The organism is Alteromonas sp. CI.11.F.A3, assembly GCF_032925565.1.
Lineage (GTDB): Bacteria > Pseudomonadota > Gammaproteobacteria > Enterobacterales > Alteromonadaceae > Alteromonas.
Genome location: NZ_CP136708.1, coordinates 1,005,769 through 1,028,671, shown reverse-complemented (window position 1 = coordinate 1,028,671; position 22,903 = coordinate 1,005,769). Strand labels below are relative to the sequence as shown.

Genomic DNA, 22,903 nt, shown 5'->3' with positions numbered 1-22,903 from the left:
ATACCTACTGTAAGTGCGAACAGGCTAGGGATCGGGCATGATGTATTGGCGCTGTTTTGTGGGTGTTTTAAATCGAGAAATGCTGAAGTTTTGGCAGCAGCGGTCTAGACTGCTTAGTGCCTTAGTGCGCCCCTTGTTATGGTTATTTGTATTTGCCGCGGGGTTTCGTTCGGCACTAGGGCTTTCGATGCTCCCGCCTTATGAAACTTACATTTTGTATGAGGAATATATTGTGCCGGGTTTAGCGGCGATGATTATCCTTTTCAATAGCATGCAAAGTTCGTTATCTATGGTTTACGACCGTGAAATGGGTAGCATGAAGGTACTGCTAATGAGCCCAGTGCCCCGCTCATTTTTGTTATGCAGTAAGTTAGTAGCCAATACACTGGTTTCAGCAATACAGGTTTATTTATTCTTTTGCTTGGCGTTATTTGTTGACGTGCAATTGCCCTTAATGGGTTATGTCTACGCGCTACCCATCATTGCATTATTGTCGATTTTTCTTGGCGCGCTAGGCTTATTGTTGGCAAATTCCATTAAACAATTAGAGAACTTTGCTGGGGTGATGAACTTCGTTATCTTTCCTATGTTTTTCCTTTCGAGCGCACTTTACCCTTTGTGGAAAATGCAAGAAGCAAGTGAGTGGCTGTATCAAGTATGCGCGTTTAATCCGTTTACCAGCGGCGTTGAACTGCTACGCTTTGGGCTGTATGAAAAGCTTGCGACAAAAGAGCTTATGATTGTATCCGTACTTACCTTTATTACCTTTACCCTAGCAGTGAGAAGCTTTAGACCAAAACCGGCTGCCGTTGGCTTTGGAAACAGAAGCCTCGGAAAAAACAGCGCATAAAAAGTCCTGACCAACAAGGCCGCCCATGACAAACGTGATGTTAGTACCCGAGTGCAACTTACACAAAGTAGACGCCGATTGCGTGATTTGGCTTTGCTCGCTTGCAGATATAAATCCCACCGTTAACAACCTCCCCAAGAACACGCAAGCTTTTATCCAGCAGGTATTTGTTGATGAAGCGTTTATAGGGGCTAAGGGGCAAAGCATTTTATTGCATCGACCTGTAGGGGCGGCTGCAAAACGATGGCTTATTTGGGGAGTGGGTGATTTAGCAGAAAGCCTCAATTTTAGTTTTGACCATCCCTCGGCTTCTCATGGCACGCGTAAGCTATTTGTAGATGTGTTTAAGTACGCCCTTTCGTTAAAAGCGGCAACGATCACTTTGGTGCTACCTTGCCGTGCTGTTTCTCGCAGTTTGAAAGACGCAAGTAAACAGAGTAAGCAAGAAATAACACTTGTTAGCCAGTTATTGCGCGCATTTCATTTTTGTTGTTACCAGTTTGAAGGGTATAAATCGGCTCCCTGCTTAGCGGTGACGAGAGCGCCAAGCCTAGCGGTAAAAAGAGCGCAAAGCTTAAGCATACAAGTATCTTCAACAGCCGAGATAAATAACCTAGCGTTAGATAAGGAATTAGATGCAGCATCAGGCGAGCAATCATATGAAAGTCCAGAGCTAGCCTCGGACAATACCGCAAATGTATTACTAGCTTGCGTAAACTATGAGGCAGCCCTAGCAAAGGGTATGGGCTTAGCGCGAGATTTATCACACATGCCAGCGAATTTATGTACCCCCGTGTGTTTGGCAGAACAAGCGACAATACTCGCGAATACGTATTCTAAAATTACCACAGAGATTATCGACCAATATTCGTTAGAAGCACTAGGCATGAATGCGTATTTAGCGGTTAATCGCGCATCAGCATTCCCTGCCTCTATGCCGGTAATTCATTATTCAGGTAATCACTTTGCAAATGCCGAAAGTGGTGACAGTGCCTTTAGCGGTGACAGTGCCTTTAGCGGTGATAATGCCCATAGCGGTAATAGTGCCCACAGCGGTAATAGTGCCCACAGCGGTGAAAACAACGATAGCATTACCGATAACGGCAACAGTCAAAACACCAAGCCAGTGGTCTTGATAGGTAAAGGTGTGACGTTTGATTCAGGCGGCATCACCTTAAAACGCGGTGGTGACATGCATCACATGATTTACGACATGGCAGGTGCCGCTTGCGTCCTCGGAGTAATTAAAACCGCTGCCGAACTAGGCTTGAATATTAATATTATTGGAATATTGGCTACCGCTGAAAACAGTATTGGCGGCAATGCCTACCGACCCGGCGATATTATTACTACCCATTCCAAACAAACTGTTGAAGTTAAAAGCACTGACGCCGAAGGGCGAATGCTAATGTGTGATGCACTAAGTTACAGCGAACGGTTTTCCCCTCACTCTGTCATAGATATCGCCACCCTAACCGGTGCTGCAATCACCGCATTAGGGCACACGTGCAGCAGCGTAATGAGCAACTCCCGTTCGCTAGAACAAGCGCTAGTTAATGCCGGAGAGCAAAGCCACGACCCAGCATGGCCCTTTCCGCTGTGGCCTGAATATCATGACGCCATCGCCTCTTCCCATGCTGATATGACTAACGCAGGGAAAAACTCCCCAGGTATGATTACCGCAGGTTGTTTTTTATCTCGCTTTGCTCAGAGTTTTCCTTGGGCTCATATGGACGTGGCTGGTACCGCATTTAAATATGGCACTGCTAACTCGGCCACCGGCCGCCCTATCCCTTTACTGGTGGCCTATTTACAACGCTTAGCCACTACCCGAAAATCATCATGATTCATGGTAATTCTCCTCCTTTAGAAGGATATCTGTTAACAGGTAATCAACATATACTCATATTGAACTCATCCAAAAGACAGAGGAAATGACAATGTGGACTAAACCTCAATACACTGAAATGCGCCTAGGTTTTGAAGTAACGCTATATATCAGCAACCGCTAAACCTAAGCCATTGTGATAAGTAATCAAAAGGCTGCTATTGCAGCCTTTTTCAAATACCCAAGGAGTAGTTATGCAGGTATTGATTCTTGGCGCAGGCGCAGGCGGCGGTTTTCCTCAGTGGAATTGTCATTGCGAGAATTGCAAAGGCGCACGTCAGCACACTATTAAGACAACCCCTCGTACCCAATCGAGTATTGCGGTTAGTGTCGATGGTAATAAATGGGTACTCATTAATGCCTCGCCCGATTTACGGGAGCAAATAAATAGCCACCCACAACTTTGGCCTGAAGAGCACGTCGCCCGAGGTACACGTATTTCATCTATCGTGCTAACCGACAGCCAAATAGACCATACCACCGGCTTGCTTACCCTAAGAGAAGGCCTGCCACTCCCTGTTTATTGCACCGATGTGGTAAACGAAGACTTAACCACCAGCTTTCCCTTATTTACTGTGCTGAAACACTGGCACGGTGGCCTTCAGCAACGCTCAATTAGTACTGACTTTACCCATACCTTTGTGCCTGAAGGCGCAGACGGGCTTTTATTCCAACCTGTAGTGCTAGAGTCGAATGCGCCGCCCTATTCTACTTACCGCGATAACATTGTTCCGGGCAATAACATTGGCCTTAAAATTACCGATACCCAAACAGGTCACGTGCTGTTTTACGCACCAGGATGCATGCAGGCCAATGACACAGTGAAACAGGTTATGGCCGACGCTGAGTGCGTGCTTTTCGATGGCACCTTATGGGTGAATGAAGAAATGATTGAACACGGCTTTAGCCAAAAGCTAGGTACGCAAATGGGGCACATGCCAGTAAATGGCGAAAATGGTGCCATTGCGCTGCTTAACCGCTTCAACGTTAAGCGCAAAGTGCTGATTCATATTAACAACACTAACCCCGTGCTGAATGAAGATTCATCAGCCTTCCATGCCTTACAAGAGCAGAATATAGAATTGGCCTACGATGGCATGCAAATAGAGGTGTAAGATGTCGAAACCTGCATGGACTAAAGAAGAATTCGAACAACAACTACGCGCTAAAGGCGCTTACTACCATATTCATCACCCCTTTCATAAACGTATGAATTCAGGGCTTTGCAGCAAAGAAGAAATACAAGGCTGGGTGGCAAACAGGCTGTATTATCAAATGGCCATTCCGGTTAAAGACGCCGCCATATTAGCCAACTGTGAAGACCAAGAAGTAAGACGTACATGGATCCAGCGCCTTATCGACCATGATGGTCGCGAAGGTGATACCAGTTTAGGTGGTATTGAAGCTTGGCTTCGCTTAGGAGAAGCGGTAAGGCTTAACCGCGGTGAATTACTTGATGAATCTCACATATTGCCCGGTGTTAAATTTGCGGTAAATGCCTATGTGAATTTTGCCCGCCGCGCATCGTGGCAAGAAGCTGCTTGTTCGTCGCTCACCGAAATGTTCGCCCCTGAAATACATCAAAGCCGACTTGATACCTGGCCTACCCATTACACATGGATAAACCAAGAAGGGTTTACCTATTTTCAAATGCGTTTAGGGCAAGCAAGACGCGATGTAGAACACGGGCTTCAAATAACCCTCGACCACTTTGTTACCCGAGAGCAGCAAGAGCGTGCTTTAAACATTCTTCAGTTTAAAATAGATATTCTGTGGAGCATTGCCGATGCCATCTGTTTTGCCTACGAATATGGCAGAAAACCTTTCGATGGCATTGCAGACCAACAAGTTTGCCATACAGGGAGATTCTAATGACAAGCACACCAAAAACCCCGTTAATGAACCCTTTGTTTCGCTTACAATACGAAAAAGTGCAAGATGGTTATGTGCTTCTCTTTCCCGAAGGCATGATTAAATTAAACCCATCGGCGTCAGAAATTTTAACCCTTGTTAATGGTGTGCGTACCACTGATGACATTGCCGTAGCGCTTAGAAAAGCATTCCCAGATGCCCCTGAAGATTTAGAAGATGACGTAACCACTTTTCTGCAACACGCTGAAGAGAAAAAGTGGGTGGTTTATGACTAACCAGGCATCTCAAGCTACCAAGGCTTCACAACCTACAAAAGCGACTACACCACCTTTATGGCTACTCGCCGAGTTAACCTACCAATGCCCGCTGCATTGCCCCTATTGTTCTAACCCCGTGAACATGGAAGAAACTTTTAACGAACTCAACACTTCTCAGTGGAAAAAGGTGTTTAGGGAAGCCAGAGAAATGGGTGCGGTTCAGTTAGGTTTTTCTGGCGGTGAACCCTTGCTACGAAAAGATTTAGAAGAGTTGGTAGCGTACGCACGCGAACTTGGGTTTTACACTAACTTGATCACCTCAGGCATAGGCATGACAGAAAAGCGCATAGCCAAATTAAAAGACGCTGGGCTTGATCACATTCAGCTTAGTTTTCAGTCAGCGAATGCCGACGTTAACGACCTTATTGGCAATAAACGCCATTCGTTCAAACAAAAACTGAATATTGCTAAATTGGTTAAAGCCTACAACTACCCTATGGTGCTGAACTTCTGTATTACTGCACAAAACATTCATGAAATTGAAGAAGTGATGGCTCTTAGCACTGAACTTAAGGCAGACTTTGTAGAGCTTGCCACAGTGCAATATTATGGTTGGGCGTACGAAAACCGTGAGCACTTACTACCTACACAAAGCCAGCTAGTAGAAGCTGAGCAGGCCATCAACCGCTATAGAGACCAGCAAAGTGGTGGCCCCAAGTTTATGTTTGTCACCCCCGACTATTACGAGAACCGCCCCAAGGCATGTATGAATGGATGGGGAACTACTTTTTTAACGGTAACGCCAGATGGCAGTGCGCTTCCTTGTCACAGCGCCAAAATTCTTCCTCTTACCTTTCCTAACGTGAAAAAATCTTCGGTGCAGAATATTTGGGAACACGACTTTAGCTTTAATCACTTTAGAGGTGATGACTGGATGCCTTCGCCGTGTAAGACCTGTGATGAAAAAGACAAAGATTTTGGCGGGTGCCGTTGCCAAGCCTTCTTACTGACTGGTGATATGCACAAAACTGACCCCGTGTGCGATAAGTCGCCCGACCATCATTTAATGAAAACCATTACCGACAAAGCTGGGCAGCAAGCCAGCTCTACTCTGAAATTTCGCACAGTGAAAAACAATATTCCTGTGAAGATGATACAAGACCTTACCGTTTAAATGCTTAAACGCTCAGCAATGATTAATATTCGGTATGTACCACACAATGCTCAAAGTCCTGAAGGCAGCGCATCAACATTCACGGGGGTATTTGTTGTTAATACCCCAGCGCGTGATCATTCTGGCGTATCTCACCTGGCAGAACACATGTGCTTTCGTGGGTCGCCGTACTACCCCGCCGACCATGAGCTTTTTGTAGCAAATGCCCTGCTACCCTTATCGATAAACGCGACGACCTACGCAGGCTGTACGTATTTTTATGTGCAATCTTATAATAAAGCGCTTTTCACTAATGCTATCCAATTCCTGTATAGCGGCCTTGTGAATACCCACTACTCCCAGTGCGCTTTTGAAGCAGAACGAAGCGGCGTACTTTTCAATGAACTCACGCTGCTTGAAGGTAATATCGATTATGCCAATAACATTGCAATACGGCGAAATGATACCAGCCCCATGGCCTATCAACATGCCGGCGGCTTTTCAGATTCAGTATTAGAGATTAGTTTTGACGACTTAATTGACTATAAGAAAACATGGTATGACGGTGATCACATCACCCTTTTAGTCAGTGGCGAAGATACTGACGGCAATGAAATAATTTCGTTATGTAGCCAGGCTATCGCAGAGGTTGGTGCTGGAGGTTTTAATACTAAGTCAGGCGATGCTATGCCTCGTGGTAACGCTGCTGAAGCGCCCGCAAGCACTTTGAAGCCAACAGAAAATTATGTGTCTACGTGGTGGGTGCCACAAGAATTTACTCACGACTTGCTTGAGGTCGAAAGCCTGATTAAAAGTAAGATTGAAAGTTTGGTTCAAGAAAAGCTTAAAAGCAGCTCTGACGCTTTAGGCCATTTTTTTATCGATGGTGAAGTAAACCATGCGGGCATGATTGCTCTTCGGTTTGTGCACAATACCAAGGCCAATGCTCAAGCTCGTAGAGATGCACTCGAAAATGTGGTGTCCCTATTAACTGACCTTAACATTGAAGCCAAACCTCGTTTATTTACCGACGCTAAATTACCCAACGCAGTGCAGCAACTTATTAGAGATTTTCAACAACAAACGCATTCTCGGTATAGGGAACCGCACTCGCCGTTAAAATTATCACCGTTCGCCGACTATCTTTGTAGTGTGCATGTTTGCCAAGCAGCTATGCATGAAGTTGATGTTAAAAATAAGAACCCAGACACGCAGATAAACAGTAGTTGGTTTCCTACTGCTGAGGTTGAAATTGACTATGGGGATGGGGATGGGGATGAAAATGGGGGTGAGGACAAGGTAAAACCCAATACAACCGCGCTACTTGCTACCAGCTTTGCCTCGTTATTGTCATTAGATAATCTACCTGTATTACCTAGATTACTGCATAAGCTCGCCGCGCTTTCGGTACAAACTACACAGACTATACAATCCGCACAAACGGCTCGATCCGCACAGTCGGTACTGTCGACACAAACGATACAAAACCCGGAGAACAGGTTCCAATGTATTGGTAATCACTGGGTGTATCGAGTAGATACCCAATTCCATCATTACTTGATAGATATCGTGACTGGCGCTTCGTTTTGGCAACCTCGTACAAACGGAGAGTGTTACGCACTAGGGGTAGCACAGTTTAATGGTGAGATTGTCATTTATGGAGCGCAAGATAGACAAGCGTCGAGTCGTGACCTCTGGTTTGAAAACAGGCTCGCCCAAATTGACATCAATGCTGGTGTAAGTCATAGCCCTGCATAATAAAAACCGCCCACTTAGGACTTTTATATACTACCAATTTACGACTCTTCCTCCCCCTTTAGGAGGATATTTTTCGGGACCTAGCTACACGATACTGATTGCATGCTCGTACATTGAAGAATCAGAATCATGATAATAAAAACCACAACGCCTTTATCTTACGCACTCATCGCTTCAAGCGTCTCTTTAGCACTTTGTAGCCCAGCCTATGCAAATTCTAAAACAGAAAGCCAACAGCCAAACAATGATGTAGAAGTAATAGAAGTTCATGGTGCCACATCGTTGCAAACCGGGAGTGATGCAGCGCCAATTTTCGGCAGCGTACAGTCTTTGTCTCAAGAGGAAATTGAGGCCAGCGTAAGCCGCTCTTTGCCAGAACTCTTAAAATCCCAACTTGCTAGCGTGAATTTGAATGATGCGCAAAACAACCCGTTTCAACCCGATTTACAATACCGAGGTTTCACCGCGTCGCCACTGCTAGGCTTACCCCAAGGTATTTCGGTGTACATGAATGGTGGCAGAATTAACGAGGCGTTTGGCGATACCGTGAATTGGGATCTTATGCCCCTTGATGCTATCGATACGGTGTCGCTGTATTCAGGCTCTAATCCCCTGTTCGGGCAAAATACATTGGGTGGCGCACTAGCACTAAATACCAAAACCGGCTTTTCCTTCGATGCCAACGAAGTAGATGCCACTGTAGGGCAATATGGTCAGTCAGCGCTGTCGATAGAATCTGGCGGGAATAATGGTAATTGGGGCTATTACATTAACGCTAATCATTATGAAGAAGATGGGTGGCGGGATTACTCACCTTCAGAGGTAAATCAAGTATTCAGCGCCGTGTCTTACCAAGACAGTAAGCGACGAATCGATTTCAACTATCTATATGCCGATAGCGAGCTATTAGGCAATGGTGCCTCACCAATTGAACTACTAGAAATAGAAGGCCGCGAAGCGGTGTATACTCACCCCGATCAAACGAACAACGAGCTACATCACTTTAGTCTTTCTGGCGATCTACAGTTAAGCGACAACCATCTACTCTCGTTCAACGCCTTTTACCGCGACAATGAAACCACCAGTATAAATGGTGATGACAGCGACTTTGGCGCATGCCAATTTAGCGATGGTCGCATCACCTTGTGTGAATTGGAAGACGATGATGATGATGACGATGATGATTTTGATAACGGTGACGACGACGATGATGACGAACTAGCCACGGTTGGCGATGATGTAGAAGCCGTTGCTTTCATTGGCTACGATGAAGATACTGCCCTATCAGATATTTCAGATGTATCACCCGATGTGATAGACGGCACCTACAATACGGGGTTATCAAGCTCAGAAGCTTTCGGTGTTTCTTCTCAGCTTGCCAGCAATTATGAATTATTAGGCAAACCATCTGTGCTGGTGATTGGCGCGACTTACAATAAAGGTGATATCAATTATTCTGCCGATACAACCTTTGGGATATTAGAAAACGATACCGCAAGCGATTCACGCACGGTCATCCCACTTCAAGGGCTACAATCAGCTGAAGCGAGAGTAAGGCTTGATGTAGACACCACTGCCTGGTCGTTGCTTTTTGTTAATACCACCCAACTTACCGATAAGGTATCGCTAAACATTGGTGGCCGCTTCAATCGCGACCATGTGCTAATGGAAGACTTAAGCGAAGATGGTGATGATTCACTTGATGGCGACCATAGATTCACGCAGTTCAACCCCGCCATAGGGTTAGATATTACGCTGAGTGATACCTCCCAGCTGAACCTTGCGTTTAGTCAGTCATCAAGAACACCAAGCCCTGCAGAATTAAGCTGTGCAGACGAAGACGACCCATGTCGCCTACCTAATGGTTTTGTTGCCGATCCACCGTTAGATCAAGTCGTAACCCAAACCATTGAAGCAAATTATGCCGCGACCTTTAACAATATCGATATGATGTTGAATGTTTATCGCAGCGAAAGTGAAGATGACATCATATTTCAGCAGGCAGGCTCGGTTGCGTCTAGAGGCTACTTTATTAATATTGACGCTACTCGTAGACAGGGCGTTGAATTTAGCATTAGTTCTGTTTGGGAAAAGCTTAATTATCGATTTAATTATAACTATCTAGACGCGACCTTCGAATCTTCCTTCACCTCCTTTAGCCCTTTCAATCCGTTAGGGGCAAATAGACAAGTTGAGGCAGGTGACACCATTCCTGGACAACCAAAGCACAATATCAAATTTTACCTAGACTACGCGTTTAGCCAAGAAACCACATTAGGTGCAGAAGTTATTTCAGCCTCTAGCCAATACTTCCGTGGTGATGAGGCCAACGAAAATAACACTTTAGATAGCTATGTGGTGACTAACCTTTACTTGAACCATCAGTTTAATCACACCTTTAGTGCGCAATTGCGGGTAAACAATGTGTTTGATAAAGACTATGAAACCTTCGGCACTTATGGCGAAGCAGATGAAGTATTAGAAGACATTTACCCTGATGTAGAAAGCCCCTTATTTGTTGGCCCAGCCCAACCTCGCATGGTGAGTTTAAATGTGAAAGCTAAATTTTAATTTAGCGAGCTTTTAAACTAAAAATATAAATTAGGCGCTATGCGCCTAATTTTTCTTAGTCCTAAAGAACGAGGCTAACAAGCCTTACGTCCAATGGTTCAAAAACTATATAAATCTATTATCAATTTTACTGACACCCGAAATTTACATTAGGGCATATGAGAAAAGAATAAATTCTCATTATTAAAAAACACCACTCACACTGGGACAGTAAAATGAAAAATAAATTACTTGTTAAGTCGTATTTATCAATTGCCATATTAAGTACATTAAGTTTAAACAGTTATGCCGAAGATGAAAAATATTCTTGGAATATTTCAGGCTGGATTAATGAAGGGTTAACCTATTACGATGACGGCATAGGCAGTGATGTTGCCCAGCTTTCAGATAACGGTACCACACTTGGCAGTCGTATTACCCTATCGGGAGATTACAAACTTGAAGAGCATGGTTTAGACGTAGGGTTTGAAGTTATTATTGAACCGCTTTCCGGTACACCGAACTATGGTGGCGGCGGCCATCAAACACCATTGTTATTTGCCAATCAAGATAACTTAGACACCTTCAATGGCGGCGATATTGGGCTTCTAGGCAGTAGCCTTCATATTGGCGGCGATTGGGGAAAAGTCACCATCGGCCTACAAAGCTTACCCACTGATAATATTGCGGTACTTGCCGATCCCTCCGGCACTATTTGGTCAGGCATTTCGCCATTATTTAGAGCCAACGGGTTCTTTATTCGGGGGATTGATGAAGGCTCAACCAATGTGGCGTGGGGGCAATTTGCACAGTGCTTGGCCACCCCTGGGCTGGGCATAGGCCTAGACTGCAATGGGATTTACCGCAATGGCGTACGTTATGATTTACCTAAAATGGGTAATTTTAGTGTGGCGGTAGGCTATGCCAATGATGAAATCTATGACATCGCGGTTAAATACTCGGCTGAACACAATGGGTTTAAAACAAACCTACATGGCGGGTATTCGGTGAATAAAGATGGCGGCTCCAACGTGGGTGGCGACGGCTCTTCGACCCTGCAATTTCAGGCCGGTGTAATGCATTTAGAATCTGGCGTGTTTGGGGTGGCCACCTATCAAATGGAAGAGACTGATGACGCTATTGTCGGTTCTGGTGATGATACAGACGCATACTATTTTAAAGCGGGTATCCGAAAGCAATACAACAACTTTGGTGATTCCGCTTTTTACGCAGAATATGCAAGCTATAACGACCAATATGGTATGGCGCATTTAGATGGCGTAGTAGGTTCTGAGTTAAGCCAATGGGGCATAGCAGCGGAACAATACTTTGGCTCTCGCTTTCTCATTTACGCTAAATATGAAAATTTGAGTTTAGATGTCACAGGTTCTGATACCGCTCAGTCAATATATAACAGCGCAGAGGATCTTACACTTATTCAACTAGGTGGCACTATTTTCTTTTAATTGTTAACCAGCTTTAGGACGCAAAATTGCGTCACTAAAGCTGGCAATTTTTAAAATAGGTGATTTTTATAGCACTCAAATTTGCAGGGTAATAAACAATGACTAAATTAATGCCAAAAATCCTGTTAGCTATTATTTTTATGATTTTCGCCACGCCATCATTTTCATCAAGTACGATTTTGTGGCGTGGTGATAAAAACACAGAAATAAAAATACAAGATAATAATGTTGAAGAAAAATATTTAAACGGTGGAAACAATAGCCAACCCGTAGTATTAAATGAAAAAAATGTATTAAGCTTTTTATCAAGTATAAGAGTGGTAAAAAATAAGAATACTACTGAGCCCCTTTTTACGAAAGAACAACAAAGTCAACTTGCAAAATATTTATCGATAGGCTTACAAAAGGCAGGCCCTCACCAAGATATTGTATTTTCTATGGCAAAAGAAAGCAGAACCCTAGGAGGGTTAAAAAAACAAACTTACTATATTGCGGGTAGAGCATTTTACAACAATGCGCTACTCAACATTATTATTGGTGAGTACAACCGTTTAGCTAACAGTGCCTATGAAATGGCTTACGATCCCACCAACCAAGGTCTGGTTGAATACGACTTTAATTACGGTGACCGAGCTGCGTCTAAATTTCCATTTAGCGAAAAATTACAATTCACTTTTTCGGGTGTAGCCATGAAGCCTGATAGAACTGATTGGGTGACGGTAAACCTAGAAGAGTTGAAGAAAACGACATCCTCATCACAGGCCCTTAAGGAAGTTTTAAAACCTAATGAAGATACACTTATAAAAAGATTTAAAACCCTTGAAAAGCTTAGAAAAGAGGGGCTAATTACCCAAGAAGAATATCAACAAAAGCGTAAAGTACTTTTAGGGAATTTATGATAATTTTTAAGGCTTTTTTATTATAAGACTTCGGTCGTATTCGCTTGCTCACATTGTAACTATTTTGTTAAAATAAATTTAACAAACATGCGTCGAGTTACGTATTGTGTGAGTGCATTTGGGTACTTGCTAAGCCGAGGGTAGTAATAGTATGCAAAGAATTCTTATTATTGACGATCACCCCATTTTTCGTCACGCCATGGTGACGATATTGGGTAAAAAATTTCCTGAGTCTCAGACCCTTGAAGCCAACTCTCTATCTGAAGCACTTGAGTTACTTGAAGCTGATTCTGCTTTCGATCTTGTAATGCTTGATTTAAACATGCCTGAAACCTGCGGGCTTAATGGTTTACTTGAAATTAGGAACCAACATCCTAACCTTCCTGTTGTTATCATCTCGGCGGAAACCGAGAAACATAACATTCTTCAAACCATCTCTTATGGTGCAGTCGGGTTTATATCAAAGAGTAGTAAAATCGAAGAGATTGCAACGTCAGTCGAATCTATCTTTGAAGGCAACGTGTGCCTTCCATCTGAAATCTTGCGTACGTCATCAGTCCGAAATCGCGTAAAAAAAGAAGATGCTATTTCGCTTGATCAAATTCGATCATTAACCAGAAAAGAATTAGCGGTTTTGAAGTATTTAACCCAAGGGCTAGCGAATAAAGTTATTGCTTATGAGCTCAATATTTCAGAAACAACCGTGAAATCACATGTATCATCGATTTTGAAAAAATTAGGAGCAAGCAATCGAGTCAAAGTAGTGGCCAGCGCTGCTAATATCGATTTTAACCAGTACGTATTCAATTAATACGTACTATGCCTGCATGCCGCTTGTCTATTGGCTTAAGTAAATAGCACGTATTATGAAACAGACGATTTTAGTGCTTGTTTTAAGCGTGCTGAATTAATGGGTTTGTGTAACAACTGTATGCTTGTCCCTTCTAACTCGTTTTCTAGCGCTTTTGAGTGATTAGCCGTGCACAACATGATGGGCATAGAAGGCAATGTTTGCTTAATTTGCTTCGCTATTTCCAAGCCGTTCTCTCCGTCATCCAAATGATAATCGACGATAAGTAAATCACAGTCATCAAAGCAGTTGTCCATCACCGCCATGCATTGCGCGAAACCAGAAAATGTAACCACTTCCATTCCCCAGTTTTCAAATAGCGTTTGCATTGCTATACGCATATTAGTGTCGTTGTCGATATGCCATATTTGCTTATCTAGAAGGTTATCAGGCAAATTATACTGGGGTGTAGCATCAAACGTAGCCTCGTGCTCAACTTCCTGAACAGATGCTAGGGGCACCGATAAAGTAAAACAAGACCCTAGCCCTTGCGTAGATGAAACGCTGATGTCGTGCTCAAGTAACCGGCTCATTTTATCTACAATGTAAAGCCCAAGTCCTAAACTATAAGAGTAGTTAAAGTCATTTTCCAAACGGCTAAATTCTTTGAAGATTACCGTTTGATCTGCTTGGCTTATTCCTACGCCTTGGTCAAATATACTAATACGAAGATGACTACCCATCGTCCTAGCCGCAAAAAGCACTTTCCCTTTGGCACCGTACTTCATCGCATTACTCAGTAAGTTACGTAAAATTCGGGATAGTAAGCTTACGTCTGTATGAACAATAGCGTCTTGAAATTTGTAGCGAAAATTTACCTGGTAGTCGTGGCTAATGTGGCTGAACTCCTCGGCTAACTGCGTTAGCAACGGAAGCGCATTCTCGCGCTGTTTATCAGGCTGCACTACGCCCGCATCTAACTTCGAGGTTTCAATCAATGTACGTATTAGACTGTTCAAATCAGACAGCGAGTTATCTAATGCACTCACAATTGGGCCCGCCGAGGCTTGCACTTGATCTCGTAACGACTCATTGAACAAAATTGCTGCACTTAAGGGCTGCATTAAATCGTGACTGATCGCCGCTAAAAACTTACTCTTAGAATTCATCGCTTCTTGCAGCGCAATATTCGCGTGGTGGAGTTCGCGGGTACGTTTTTCAACATTTGACTCCAGCTGATCTTTCGCGGCCTGCAGTTGCTGCTTACTTCTTACCTGTTCCGACACATCAGTCGCTAATACAAAATGCCCCTCTATCTCGTGCTTATCGTTGAAATGCGGCAAATAGACTTTTTGTAAGAAACCCGTTTCGCCCTGAGCATTGGTTTCTTCACTTTGAAACGTGACAACTTCTCCTTTATTCACTCGTTCAACATAAGGCATCAGGTTAGGGTAAACATGTTTAAGATGGCTTTGCTCCATCGCTACGCCATACAAAGGTTCTGCGCCTAATCCATACCAATCTCGATAACCCTTATTGGTATATAGAAAGTGTTTATCGGTACCGATATAGGCGATAAGTGCGGGCACATTATCGGTAATCATACGGATCCAGCTTTCGTTCTGCTTTAAGGTTTCCGCATACTGATGCTGGGACGTTACATTAGTAAAGGTGCACAGGGTGTTACCATCGGGCAGCATGGTAATACGTCTATCAACTACCAAGTTTTCGTTGATGATTTGGGTGGTATCCCCCGTTTTTTCAAGGTTTAACCCGCTCCAGTCAGTATGCATTTGCAGGGAATAGATGTTCTTGCAATCGAACATTGTCTGCTTTGACAAATTAGATTGGGTTAAAAACGTATCGTTCCAAAAGGCAACGCCGCCCTCTTGGTTAATAAGTAATATACCAACATCAACACTATCAATGAGGCTTTGCAGCAGTTTATTTTTCTCTTTGATGACCTGCTCATACCGGTTCGACTCATTGAGCTTCACTTCGGTAATATCGTTGAACAAGATAACTTTGCCGCCTTCTTGGGTGCGGCGAATAGTAAGCTGATACCACCTGCTATTAGACAGCTGGTAGATAATACGACCTTCTGAATCAGGAGGAAGCACCCGACGGATAACCCCTAAATGCTTTGCATGCTGGGTGATATCGTAATAGTTATCGCCAATTTGGGGCGTAATGGTCAAGTTATCCCACACTATGGTGAAGTGACGATTAAAATAGATGACTGCACCCTTGCTATCGAGTAACACCATGGCTTGGTTGATACTTTCAATAGCATCATTTAAGCGCTGCTTTAACTGGTTCGTTTCTTGATGGGCTCTAGCTATCTCGGCATTCGATTTTTCTAACTTTTGCAGTACAACTTGCAGGGCTTCGGTTTTTTCATTTACTTTTTCTGATAGCTGCACTGCGTGCTCAAAGGCACGGTAACTATGGTGATTGAACCCACCTTCTTCGATGCGATACATGAGTGCAGCGTTAATTTTTTCAAGCTTTTCGTTTTCATCAACTTGGCGTGTGAGTTCGCGACGAAGCCTCTCTAGTTCAGTTTCCTCGTGCGCCTTGTTTACTTCAGTCTCGATGTGCGACTCAGTTTTTAGCAAAATACACCCCCGTGAAGGTCTGGTTTAAATGCACCGAATGTATATGTTCACCATAAGCATTAAACCCAGCTACTTGATATTTATTTTGTAGCCGCTGAATTTCAGCCGTTTTTTTATTTTGCTCTATTTCTAAGCGCCGCAAAAAGCAATCACACGTATACACAAACTCGGCTTCCCCCAGTTCCTTGCTAAGGGTTTCTAACTTTTGCTCCATAGCATCAATACAGTCACCAAGCTGCACAAAGGTAAGAATGATGCCGATATCTACCGCACAGTAAAAAGTAATAGCGTTGGTGGCCAAATCGACTTTTTGTATCGATCGGATAAAATACCTATCCCCTACCAGTACCGCCAATGGAAATACTGAAAACACATCAGGGGTTAAATCAGCAGCCTTTAACCCAAGTAAACTCGCATAGTATTGCGCAGCTGGTTCGCCGTTAATCTCGTAAACCGTACGAGATTCAGGATCTGCCTTGGTGACCACCAGCTTAGATACTGGCGAGTCGATATGATCAACTGAAAAAACAGAGAAAGGTTTACCGGTTCCCACCAACATCAATACCGCGGCATTCTGGTGAAACTCACCTTGATAAAAAACATAGGTCGCTTCAAGTTTTAAATCATCGCCGGCACTTCCTCCTAAATGAGGAATATTGCCAAACGCGGTAGCGAACGTCTCAAGGAAATGCTCCTCGTGGCGGGTAAGCCCGTCTAAAACAGAGATTACAAAATGTTGATTGGTATCGTATCGTTTGTCTCTTGCCTGCAAAGTATTACGCAGCCCACTTGCCGTATCGTGGGCTTCGTCGAAATTAATTTCATCTAAGTTTGAAACTAGCGCGGTAGCTATGGAAAATTCGCATTTTAAAAAAGCCACAACAACTAGGCTTTCAGTACAGTACCCGTTTTTATTAAACTCTCCTGCGCTAGTGCAACCTACTGTGGGCACATTGGCAAACAGAGATGTCATTTGCTTCGCAACGTCATCTAAATCAAAGGATGTGGATGTGTGAAAAAGTACGAGTTCTATTTCATCTAGTGCTGCTTTAGATAATATTTCACTGGCCACATCGTGACACGCATCTGCCGCCAAGTAGGCGGCATGCACAGACTGGCTTGCGGGTTTACTCAGCGCGGACAGGATGGAAGTTTTTGACACGTGTTGGCACCTTATTTTTCTTATATTTATCAATTTTGCATAGATTGGGATTATCTAGCGTTACGACACATTCAAAGCACTGTACGCATTCTGCGTAATCAATACTGCCGTCTTGCTCGATGGCATCTACGCCGCACTTTTTCTGTTTACACAGTTGGCAAGGATTACCACATTCTTTACGCCGCTCTAAAAGCTTCACGATAGGAAAGCGCCCTAAAATCGCTAAACCGGCACCTAATGGGCAAAGGTAGCGACAATAGACTTTGTGAATTTTTAAGCTTAATCCTAAAAGTAAAAGTGCATAAAGTACGAACGGCCAGTAGCGTACAAAATGGAGCGTAATTGAGGTTTTAAACGGCTCAACCTCGGCCAGCTTCTCGGCCAATGTCAGTGAGTAAAACGACGTTGCAACCAAGCCAACAAGCACGACATACTTAAGTTTTTGTGCATATTTATGGTGTTTTGGCTTTATTCGAATCTGCCTTATTTTTAACTTTTGTGCAACAACTGCCATGATCTCCTGTAGCGCGCCAAAGGGGCATAACCAGCCGCAATAAAGCCCGCGCCCCACAATAAATAACGACACAAATACAAAGCACCACAACACAAAGATGACAGGGTCGAGCAAATAGACTTCAATAGAAAAACCATCCGCTAAATCGAGTAACAAAGTATAGATATTGACGACCGACAATTGCCCTTGTGCGTAGATGCCAATAAAGAACAAGACAAATAGCAGTGATGCCCCTCTGACTACATGCACCATGCGCGTGTATTTCATTAGCTTTCGCTGGAAACCAAAGAACAATGACAGCGCAATTAAGTAAATAATTGTAATACTGAGCTCCAGCCACCTGCTTTGCCACAATTGCTGCCAAAGGGGCACAGCAGCACTTTGCTGTGCATCGGGATTTTCCATAAATAGCACGTCAGGTAATAAAAACGTGTGGTTAAACAGGTGCTCATCTTGCTCCATAAATCGAGGGCTAAAGGGCAAGCTAATGGAGGCTGTCATTTCCTGGTCAAGTGACAGCCCACCTTGTGATTTAATCCGCAGGATTTTCAGTTCGTTGAATGCAGGGATTGGTTGAGCAAAGCTGGGGTCATAAAAACTGTAGAAATCTATATCTCGGGCATCAATCGTAAATGCCGACTGGGAAAGGCGAAAAAACTCTGGCGCGGTTTGGGGGATAAATTCATCGCTCACAAAACTAAAGCCTTGGGTATTGATTACCAACATGGCTACTTCACCAGGCTTTAAGCTTTCTTGAAGCCTGAGGTATTCATCTTCACTGAGCAGGTTTTTACCCACGATAGGTAAACTAAGAAAGCCAAAGTAGTGCTCAGAAAATAATAGCTCCTCTGGATTGGTAACGCTGTTGGCTGCATCGATGATTTCAGTGGCAAGGCCATCTAGTTCATTACGATAAATGGTTTGTTTTCGGATATAACCGGCTTTCACAAGCTGCTCAAAGGTTAGCGCTTCAAAATAGTCAGGGTTAATTATGCGTGTGCTCGGTACCACAAAACCATCTAGCTTGGCTCGTGCTACCGCCAACGCCGACGTCACAATAGTATCGTTTATTACCAGTACCGATACCGTGGCTTTGGTCACACCATCAAAGTAAGTCGCATTCTTGCCTACATGACTCTTGCCCCCAACGACAAAGCGCTCTTTCACATTGTGGTTCTTATACTGCGCGATAAAGTCTCTTAGCGACTGCTCGCCTAATCCATGCAAAAAAATGGGTTCACTGTGTTTTTTAATGGCTAAATCAGCAAAGTTACCTTGGGGATCAAGACCAATTAATACATTAACAGGCTTACCCGAGAAACCGATAAAGTCGACAAAATCTTTCGATTCAAATACGTACCCTAGCAATTGCTGCAATTGATAAACCGGTATTACATTAATGTCGGTGTGCGCAGCGCCTACACGGGTAGCGGTAGGAAAAATGCGGTGTACTTCTTCGGGGATCGCAGTGGCGTCAGATTGCGCAAAGGCTAGCGAGATAGAGGTTATCGTAAAACAGAGAAACAGGAGCGACTTCAACATAAAGACATAGGCAGCACATATGTGCTGCCCTCCCCTTAATTAAAAGAAACCAAGTGGATTAATGTCGTAGCTCACCAACAAGTTTTTAGTCTGTTGATAATGATCCATCATCATCTTGTGCGTTTCACGGCCGATCCCAGACTTTTTATATCCACCGAAAGCGGCATGTGCAGGGTAAAGGTGATAACAGTTTGTCCATACGCGCCCCGCTTCAATAGCTCTACCTACTCTAAAAGCAATATTCGCGTCGCGGCTCCAAAGCCCAGCGCCTAGTCCAAAGCTGGTATTGTTAGCAATTTCAATAGCTTCTTCTTCGGTTTTGAAGGTTTGTACCGCAATAACAGGCCCAAAGATTTCTTCTTGGAACACACGCATTTGGTTGTGACCTTTCAAAATAGTAGGCTGAATGTAGTAACCTTTATCTAATCCAGGAAGGCGCTCTTTCTCTCCGCCCGTAACAACTTCAGCCCCCTCTGATTTACCAATATCAATGTACTTAAGAATTTTATCGAACTGTTCGCTAGAGGCTTGCGCGCCGACCATAGTTTCTGTATCAAGTGGGTTTCCACGTTTAATCTTGTGGATTTTTTCAATCACCTTATCCATGAACGCATCGTAGATATCCTCATGAATAACCGCTCGAGATGGGCAGGTACACACTTCACCTTGGTTGAAGTAACCAAGTACTAAACCTTCTGCACATTTATCAATGAACTCAGGCTCATGATCCATAATGTCTGGGAAGAACAGGTTCGGTGACTTACCGCCAAGTTCAACCGTAGACGGTATAAGGTTTTCAGCGGCGCAACGTAGAATATGTTCACCCACTGGGGTGGAACCCGTGAAGGCGATTTTGGCAATTCGGGTACTTGTGGCAAGCGCTTGGCCTGCTTCTGCACCAAACCCATTTACAATATTGAGTACGCCTGGCGGTAGCAAGTCTTGAATAAGTTCAGCAAACACCAAAATCGACACGGGCGTTTGCTCTGCAGGTTTCAATACCACTACGTTACCCGTTACGATAGCCGGTGCGAGTTTCCACGCCGCCATAAGTAGTGGAAAATTCCATGGAATGATTTGGCCTACTACGCCATAGGGTTCGTGGAAGTGATAAGCCACTGTGTTCTTATCTATTTCGCCGATAGTACCTTCTTGGCTGCGTATACAACCAGCATAATAGCGGAAATGGTCAGCAGCCAATGGGACATCGGCGTTCAGGGTTTCACGCACGGCCTTACCGTTATCCCATGTTTCCGCTACCGCAAGCATTTCAAGATTGGCTTCAATACGATCGGCTATTTTCAAAAGAATGTTTGAGCGCTCTGCTACCGACGTCTCCGCCCATCCTTTTTTAGCCGCATGAGCAGCATCAATAGCCAGCTCAATATCTTCAGCGGTAGAACGTGGAATTTGTGCTATATCACTGCCATCTACAGGCGATGTCGTAATAAAGTATTCACCCTTAACCGGCGCAACCCACTCACCGCCGATAAAATTACCATAACTTTCTTTAAAACTGACTACTGAACCTTCACTTCCTGGATTTGCGTAAATCATAATGACACCTTTTTTGAATGCTTAGCGCGTCAACACGCGGCTAGTTATCGTTTACTGTGTCATTTGATAATCGTACTTTTGCTGCCAATCTACCATAATGCGATAGGCCGATTTGGCTCCTACTTTAGGAGGGGAAAGGAAGTCTATGTCTTGCCAATATAGCCATGCTTAGTGGCAAGCTCAGTAAATTCTGAAGGGGTTGTATTTAACTTTCGCTTTATCACTGTTAGCGCGTTTGACACTGTTTTCGAAGATAAGGCTAATTCATTGGCAATGTCAAAACGGGTTTTCCCCATCGCGGTTGCCATGAAGATTTCGAACTCCCGCTTCGTCAGTTTTGCAGCAATATCAACTTCGGCATTTAACAGCTGATTAGCCAAATTTACCGCCAATGAACGTTCTATGTATTTTTGCCCTTTAGCAACCACTTTTATGGCTGATATAAGTGTATCTGGCGGGCTACTTTTACTGATATACCCCATAGCCCCCGTTTGCATGGCGCGCTGTAAAATGGCGCAATCTTCAAACATACTGAAAAAAATGATTTTCAAACTAGGCTGTTCATTTAAAAAGTCAGCGGCTAATAATAAACCACTCTCTTTCGCAAGATTAATATCCAGAACCAAGGTGTCGATAGTATGCATTCTAAGTAAATGATGAGTTTGCTGGCCATCAGCGGCTTCTAAAACCGTATATTCAGGCAACATGGCGTTTAGCAGTGCTTTATAGCCTTCTCTTACTACTGCGTGGTCGTCTACAAGCAAGATATTCATGCCACGTTAACCTGACGCAAACTTTCAGTGCCCAATAAACACAAGGACAACTGAACCTTTACACCGCCTTCTTTGTGTGATTTTACCGCGCAGATAGCGCCAATACACCTGGCTCTACTGTGCATAGATGACATACCAATACTTTCAACGGCATTCCCGTCAAACCCTTTGCCGTCATCTCGAATATTGATAGTAAGCCCTTGCTTGTCACCGGCTATGTGCACCCATACTTTTGACGCATCAGCATGTTTTACCACATTATTAATAGCTTCCTGAACAAAGCGATAAATATGAATATCTCGCTCATGCTCTTGGGCAAATTTATTCAAATTGATAGACACTTGCCATTCGATTTGAGGGTGGGCTAACTCTTGTTCGAATACCAGTTTTTCAAGAGATTGCTGTAACGATACCCTATCTAATACTAACGGGTGAAGATGGGCAGTTAAGTGGCGAATGGCGTCACTAATTTGCTGGCTCATGGTCTGCACTTTTTGAGCCGACAACTCAAGTACACTGGGCTCATGTGAATTCACTAAAATATAGGCGTGGGCTTTAATGGTGGTAAGTAGCTGCCCCACATTATCGTGTAACTCTCTCGCCAGATAGCTTCTTTCTTGTTCCTGTAACAGTGCGAGTTTTTTATCTATTTTAACTAACTGCCTTTCTTTATTTTGTAGTGAGTCTTGTAGACGTTGGAATTGCCCAATAACACGCTTTACTTCTTTGATATCACTGTCTTCAATATCATTCGTTGTTTCGCCATCTACAAGTTGTTGCAAAGCGTCACCTAATTGATTTAAGGGCTTCAATCGCTGCGTTACGGCAACCTTAAGCGTAAATAGCAACACGCTTAGCGTTGTAAAAAACAACGCGGCCACTAGCCAAAATAGGTTCATATTTTGCACCAACTCGGCAGTATCGTGGGCTCTTACCACCAAATATTGGTTTTCATGGATGGGAATATAGATAGGTTGATTGTCAGAATGATAATTAGTAGGCATGGATAACCGACCAGTAAAGCCTGTTACCGATAAATGCGGGCTTTGCTCTGCCACTGCTTTAATATCGTTAGCATTCATATTCGCTTTGAGCATCTCTTGCACTTGGTTTAGCGCACTTGATGTTTCATCATTTATATTTTGACGAATTTGGAAATAGACCGAACAAGAAAAGACAACAAAACACACGATAAAGACGGCCACGATGGCACTGGATATTTTCTTAAATCCCGACATGGCAACACCATAAACA

General features: G+C 43.7%; 18 protein-coding genes. 12 read left to right on the top strand and 6 right to left on the bottom strand.

Going from position 1 to position 22,903, the window contains the following annotated elements; genetic code table 11:
- The first annotated feature begins 40 nt into the window (after positions 1–40).
- The 12 genes from R1T43_RS04405 to R1T43_RS04350 all read left to right on the top strand — a co-directional run bounded on the left by R1T43_RS04405 (position 41) and on the right by R1T43_RS04350 (position 13,504).
- Positions 41–850, top strand: a complete 810-nt coding sequence (locus R1T43_RS04405; protein WP_317355658.1) for an ABC transporter permease — start codon at positions 41–43, stop codon at positions 848–850.
- Positions 851–875: 25 nt separating this feature from the next.
- Positions 876–2,696, top strand: coding sequence for a leucyl aminopeptidase (locus R1T43_RS04400; protein ID WP_317353284.1), 1,821 nt, complete (start codon positions 876–878; stop codon positions 2,694–2,696).
- A gap of 94 nt (positions 2,697–2,790) precedes the next feature.
- The gene (gene pqqA, locus R1T43_RS04395) at positions 2,791–2,862 is read left to right on the top strand and encodes a pyrroloquinoline quinone precursor peptide PqqA (protein ID WP_073324441.1); all 72 of its coding nucleotides are present in this window, start codon (positions 2,791–2,793) and stop codon (positions 2,860–2,862) included.
- 70 nt (positions 2,863–2,932) lie between these two features.
- Positions 2,933–3,853 (top strand): pyrroloquinoline quinone biosynthesis protein PqqB, encoded by a 921-nt coding sequence (pqqB, locus tag R1T43_RS04390; RefSeq protein WP_317353281.1) that lies wholly within the window; start codon positions 2,933–2,935, stop codon positions 3,851–3,853.
- A 1-nt stretch (position 3,854) separates the two neighbouring features.
- The gene (gene pqqC / locus R1T43_RS04385) at positions 3,855–4,610 is read left to right on the top strand and encodes a pyrroloquinoline-quinone synthase PqqC (protein ID WP_317353278.1); all 756 of its coding nucleotides are present in this window, start codon (positions 3,855–3,857) and stop codon (positions 4,608–4,610) included.
- Positions 4,610–4,885, top strand: a complete 276-nt coding sequence (gene pqqD / locus R1T43_RS04380) for a pyrroloquinoline quinone biosynthesis peptide chaperone PqqD (protein WP_317353276.1) — start codon at positions 4,610–4,612, stop codon at positions 4,883–4,885. Before pqqC ends, pqqD begins: the two co-directional genes overlap by 1 nt.
- The gene (pqqE, locus tag R1T43_RS04375; RefSeq protein ID WP_317353274.1) at positions 4,878–6,041 is read left to right on the top strand and encodes a pyrroloquinoline quinone biosynthesis protein PqqE; all 1,164 of its coding nucleotides are present in this window, start codon (positions 4,878–4,880) and stop codon (positions 6,039–6,041) included. The genes pqqD and pqqE overlap by 8 nt, the downstream gene beginning before the upstream one ends.
- Positions 6,042–7,778, top strand: a complete 1,737-nt coding sequence (locus R1T43_RS04370; RefSeq protein WP_317353272.1) for an insulinase family protein — start codon at positions 6,042–6,044, stop codon at positions 7,776–7,778.
- Between the two features lie 129 nt (positions 7,779–7,907).
- A complete protein-coding gene (locus R1T43_RS04365; protein WP_317353269.1) occupies positions 7,908–10,349 on the top strand; it encodes a TonB-dependent receptor in 2,442 nt (813 codons plus the stop codon).
- Between the two features lie 215 nt (positions 10,350–10,564).
- Positions 10,565–11,794 carry a porin gene (locus R1T43_RS04360; protein ID WP_317353266.1) on the top strand — a complete coding sequence of 410 codons (1,230 nt, stop codon included), beginning with the start codon at positions 10,565–10,567 and terminating at the stop codon, positions 11,792–11,794.
- A gap of 98 nt (positions 11,795–11,892) precedes the next feature.
- Positions 11,893–12,693, top strand: coding sequence for an SHOCT domain-containing protein (locus R1T43_RS04355; RefSeq protein WP_317353263.1), 801 nt, complete (start codon positions 11,893–11,895; stop codon positions 12,691–12,693).
- Between the two features lie 151 nt (positions 12,694–12,844).
- On the top strand, positions 12,845–13,504 hold the full coding sequence (locus R1T43_RS04350; protein WP_211071560.1) for a response regulator: 660 nt from the start codon (positions 12,845–12,847) through the stop codon (positions 13,502–13,504).
- 53 nt (positions 13,505–13,557) lie between these two features.
- Here the strand turns inward: R1T43_RS04350 and R1T43_RS04345 are convergent, their stop codons facing one another.
- The 6 genes from R1T43_RS04345 to R1T43_RS04320 form a co-directional block, all read right to left on the bottom strand.
- Positions 13,558–16,101, bottom strand: coding sequence for a PAS domain-containing protein (locus R1T43_RS04345; RefSeq protein WP_317353260.1), 2,544 nt, complete (start codon positions 16,099–16,101; stop codon positions 13,558–13,560).
- Positions 16,088–17,263, bottom strand: coding sequence for a nitric oxide-sensing protein NosP (gene nosP, locus R1T43_RS04340; RefSeq protein WP_317353258.1), 1,176 nt, complete (start codon positions 17,261–17,263; stop codon positions 16,088–16,090). The genes R1T43_RS04345 and nosP overlap by 14 nt, the downstream gene beginning before the upstream one ends.
- Positions 17,229–19,319: a 4Fe-4S binding protein gene (locus tag R1T43_RS04335; RefSeq protein WP_317353256.1), complete on the bottom strand. Its 2,091-nt coding sequence runs from the start codon at positions 19,317–19,319 to the stop codon at positions 17,229–17,231. Before R1T43_RS04335 ends, nosP begins: the two co-directional genes overlap by 35 nt.
- Before the next feature lie 39 nt (positions 19,320–19,358).
- Positions 19,359–20,876: an aldehyde dehydrogenase family protein gene (locus R1T43_RS04330; protein WP_317353254.1), complete on the bottom strand. Its 1,518-nt coding sequence runs from the start codon at positions 20,874–20,876 to the stop codon at positions 19,359–19,361.
- Positions 20,877–21,019: 143 nt separating this feature from the next.
- Positions 21,020–21,649: a response regulator transcription factor gene (locus R1T43_RS04325; protein ID WP_317353252.1), complete on the bottom strand. Its 630-nt coding sequence runs from the start codon at positions 21,647–21,649 to the stop codon at positions 21,020–21,022.
- Entirely contained in the window at positions 21,646–22,887 is a 1,242-nt protein-coding gene (locus R1T43_RS04320) for a histidine kinase (protein ID WP_317353250.1), read from the bottom strand. Before R1T43_RS04320 ends, R1T43_RS04325 begins: the two co-directional genes overlap by 4 nt.
- Between the last annotated feature and the right edge of the window lie 16 nt (positions 22,888–22,903).

What these genes read in the sequence shown, in the direction of transcription:
- R1T43_RS04405 (WP_317355658.1), top strand. Translation starts at nt 41, where the DNA reads ATGTATTGGCGCTGTTTTGTGGGTGTTTTAAATCGAGAAATGCTGAAG.
- R1T43_RS04400 (WP_317353284.1), top strand. Translation starts at nt 876, where the DNA reads ATGACAAACGTGATGTTAGTACCCGAGTGCAACTTACACAAAGTAGAC.
- pqqB (WP_317353281.1), top strand. Translation starts at nt 2,933, where the DNA reads ATGCAGGTATTGATTCTTGGCGCAGGCGCAGGCGGCGGTTTTCCTCAG.
- pqqC (WP_317353278.1), top strand. Translation starts at nt 3,855, where the DNA reads ATGTCGAAACCTGCATGGACTAAAGAAGAATTCGAACAACAACTACGC.
- pqqD (WP_317353276.1), top strand. Translation starts at nt 4,610, where the DNA reads ATGACAAGCACACCAAAAACCCCGTTAATGAACCCTTTGTTTCGCTTA.
- pqqE (WP_317353274.1), top strand. Translation starts at nt 4,878, where the DNA reads ATGACTAACCAGGCATCTCAAGCTACCAAGGCTTCACAACCTACAAAA.
- R1T43_RS04370 (WP_317353272.1), top strand. Translation starts at nt 6,042, where the DNA reads ATGCTTAAACGCTCAGCAATGATTAATATTCGGTATGTACCACACAAT.
- R1T43_RS04365 (WP_317353269.1), top strand. Translation starts at nt 7,908, where the DNA reads ATGATAATAAAAACCACAACGCCTTTATCTTACGCACTCATCGCTTCA.
- R1T43_RS04360 (WP_317353266.1), top strand. Translation starts at nt 10,565, where the DNA reads ATGAAAAATAAATTACTTGTTAAGTCGTATTTATCAATTGCCATATTA.
- R1T43_RS04355 (WP_317353263.1), top strand. Translation starts at nt 11,893, where the DNA reads ATGACTAAATTAATGCCAAAAATCCTGTTAGCTATTATTTTTATGATT.
- R1T43_RS04350 (WP_211071560.1), top strand. Translation starts at nt 12,845, where the DNA reads ATGCAAAGAATTCTTATTATTGACGATCACCCCATTTTTCGTCACGCC.
- R1T43_RS04335 (WP_317353256.1), bottom strand. Translation starts at nt 19,319, where the DNA reads ATGTTGAAGTCGCTCCTGTTTCTCTGTTTTACGATAACCTCTATCTCG.
- R1T43_RS04330 (WP_317353254.1), bottom strand. Translation starts at nt 20,876, where the DNA reads ATGATTTACGCAAATCCAGGAAGTGAAGGTTCAGTAGTCAGTTTTAAA.
- R1T43_RS04325 (WP_317353252.1), bottom strand. Translation starts at nt 21,649, where the DNA reads ATGAATATCTTGCTTGTAGACGACCACGCAGTAGTAAGAGAAGGCTAT.
- R1T43_RS04320 (WP_317353250.1), bottom strand. Translation starts at nt 22,887, where the DNA reads ATGTCGGGATTTAAGAAAATATCCAGTGCCATCGTGGCCGTCTTTATC.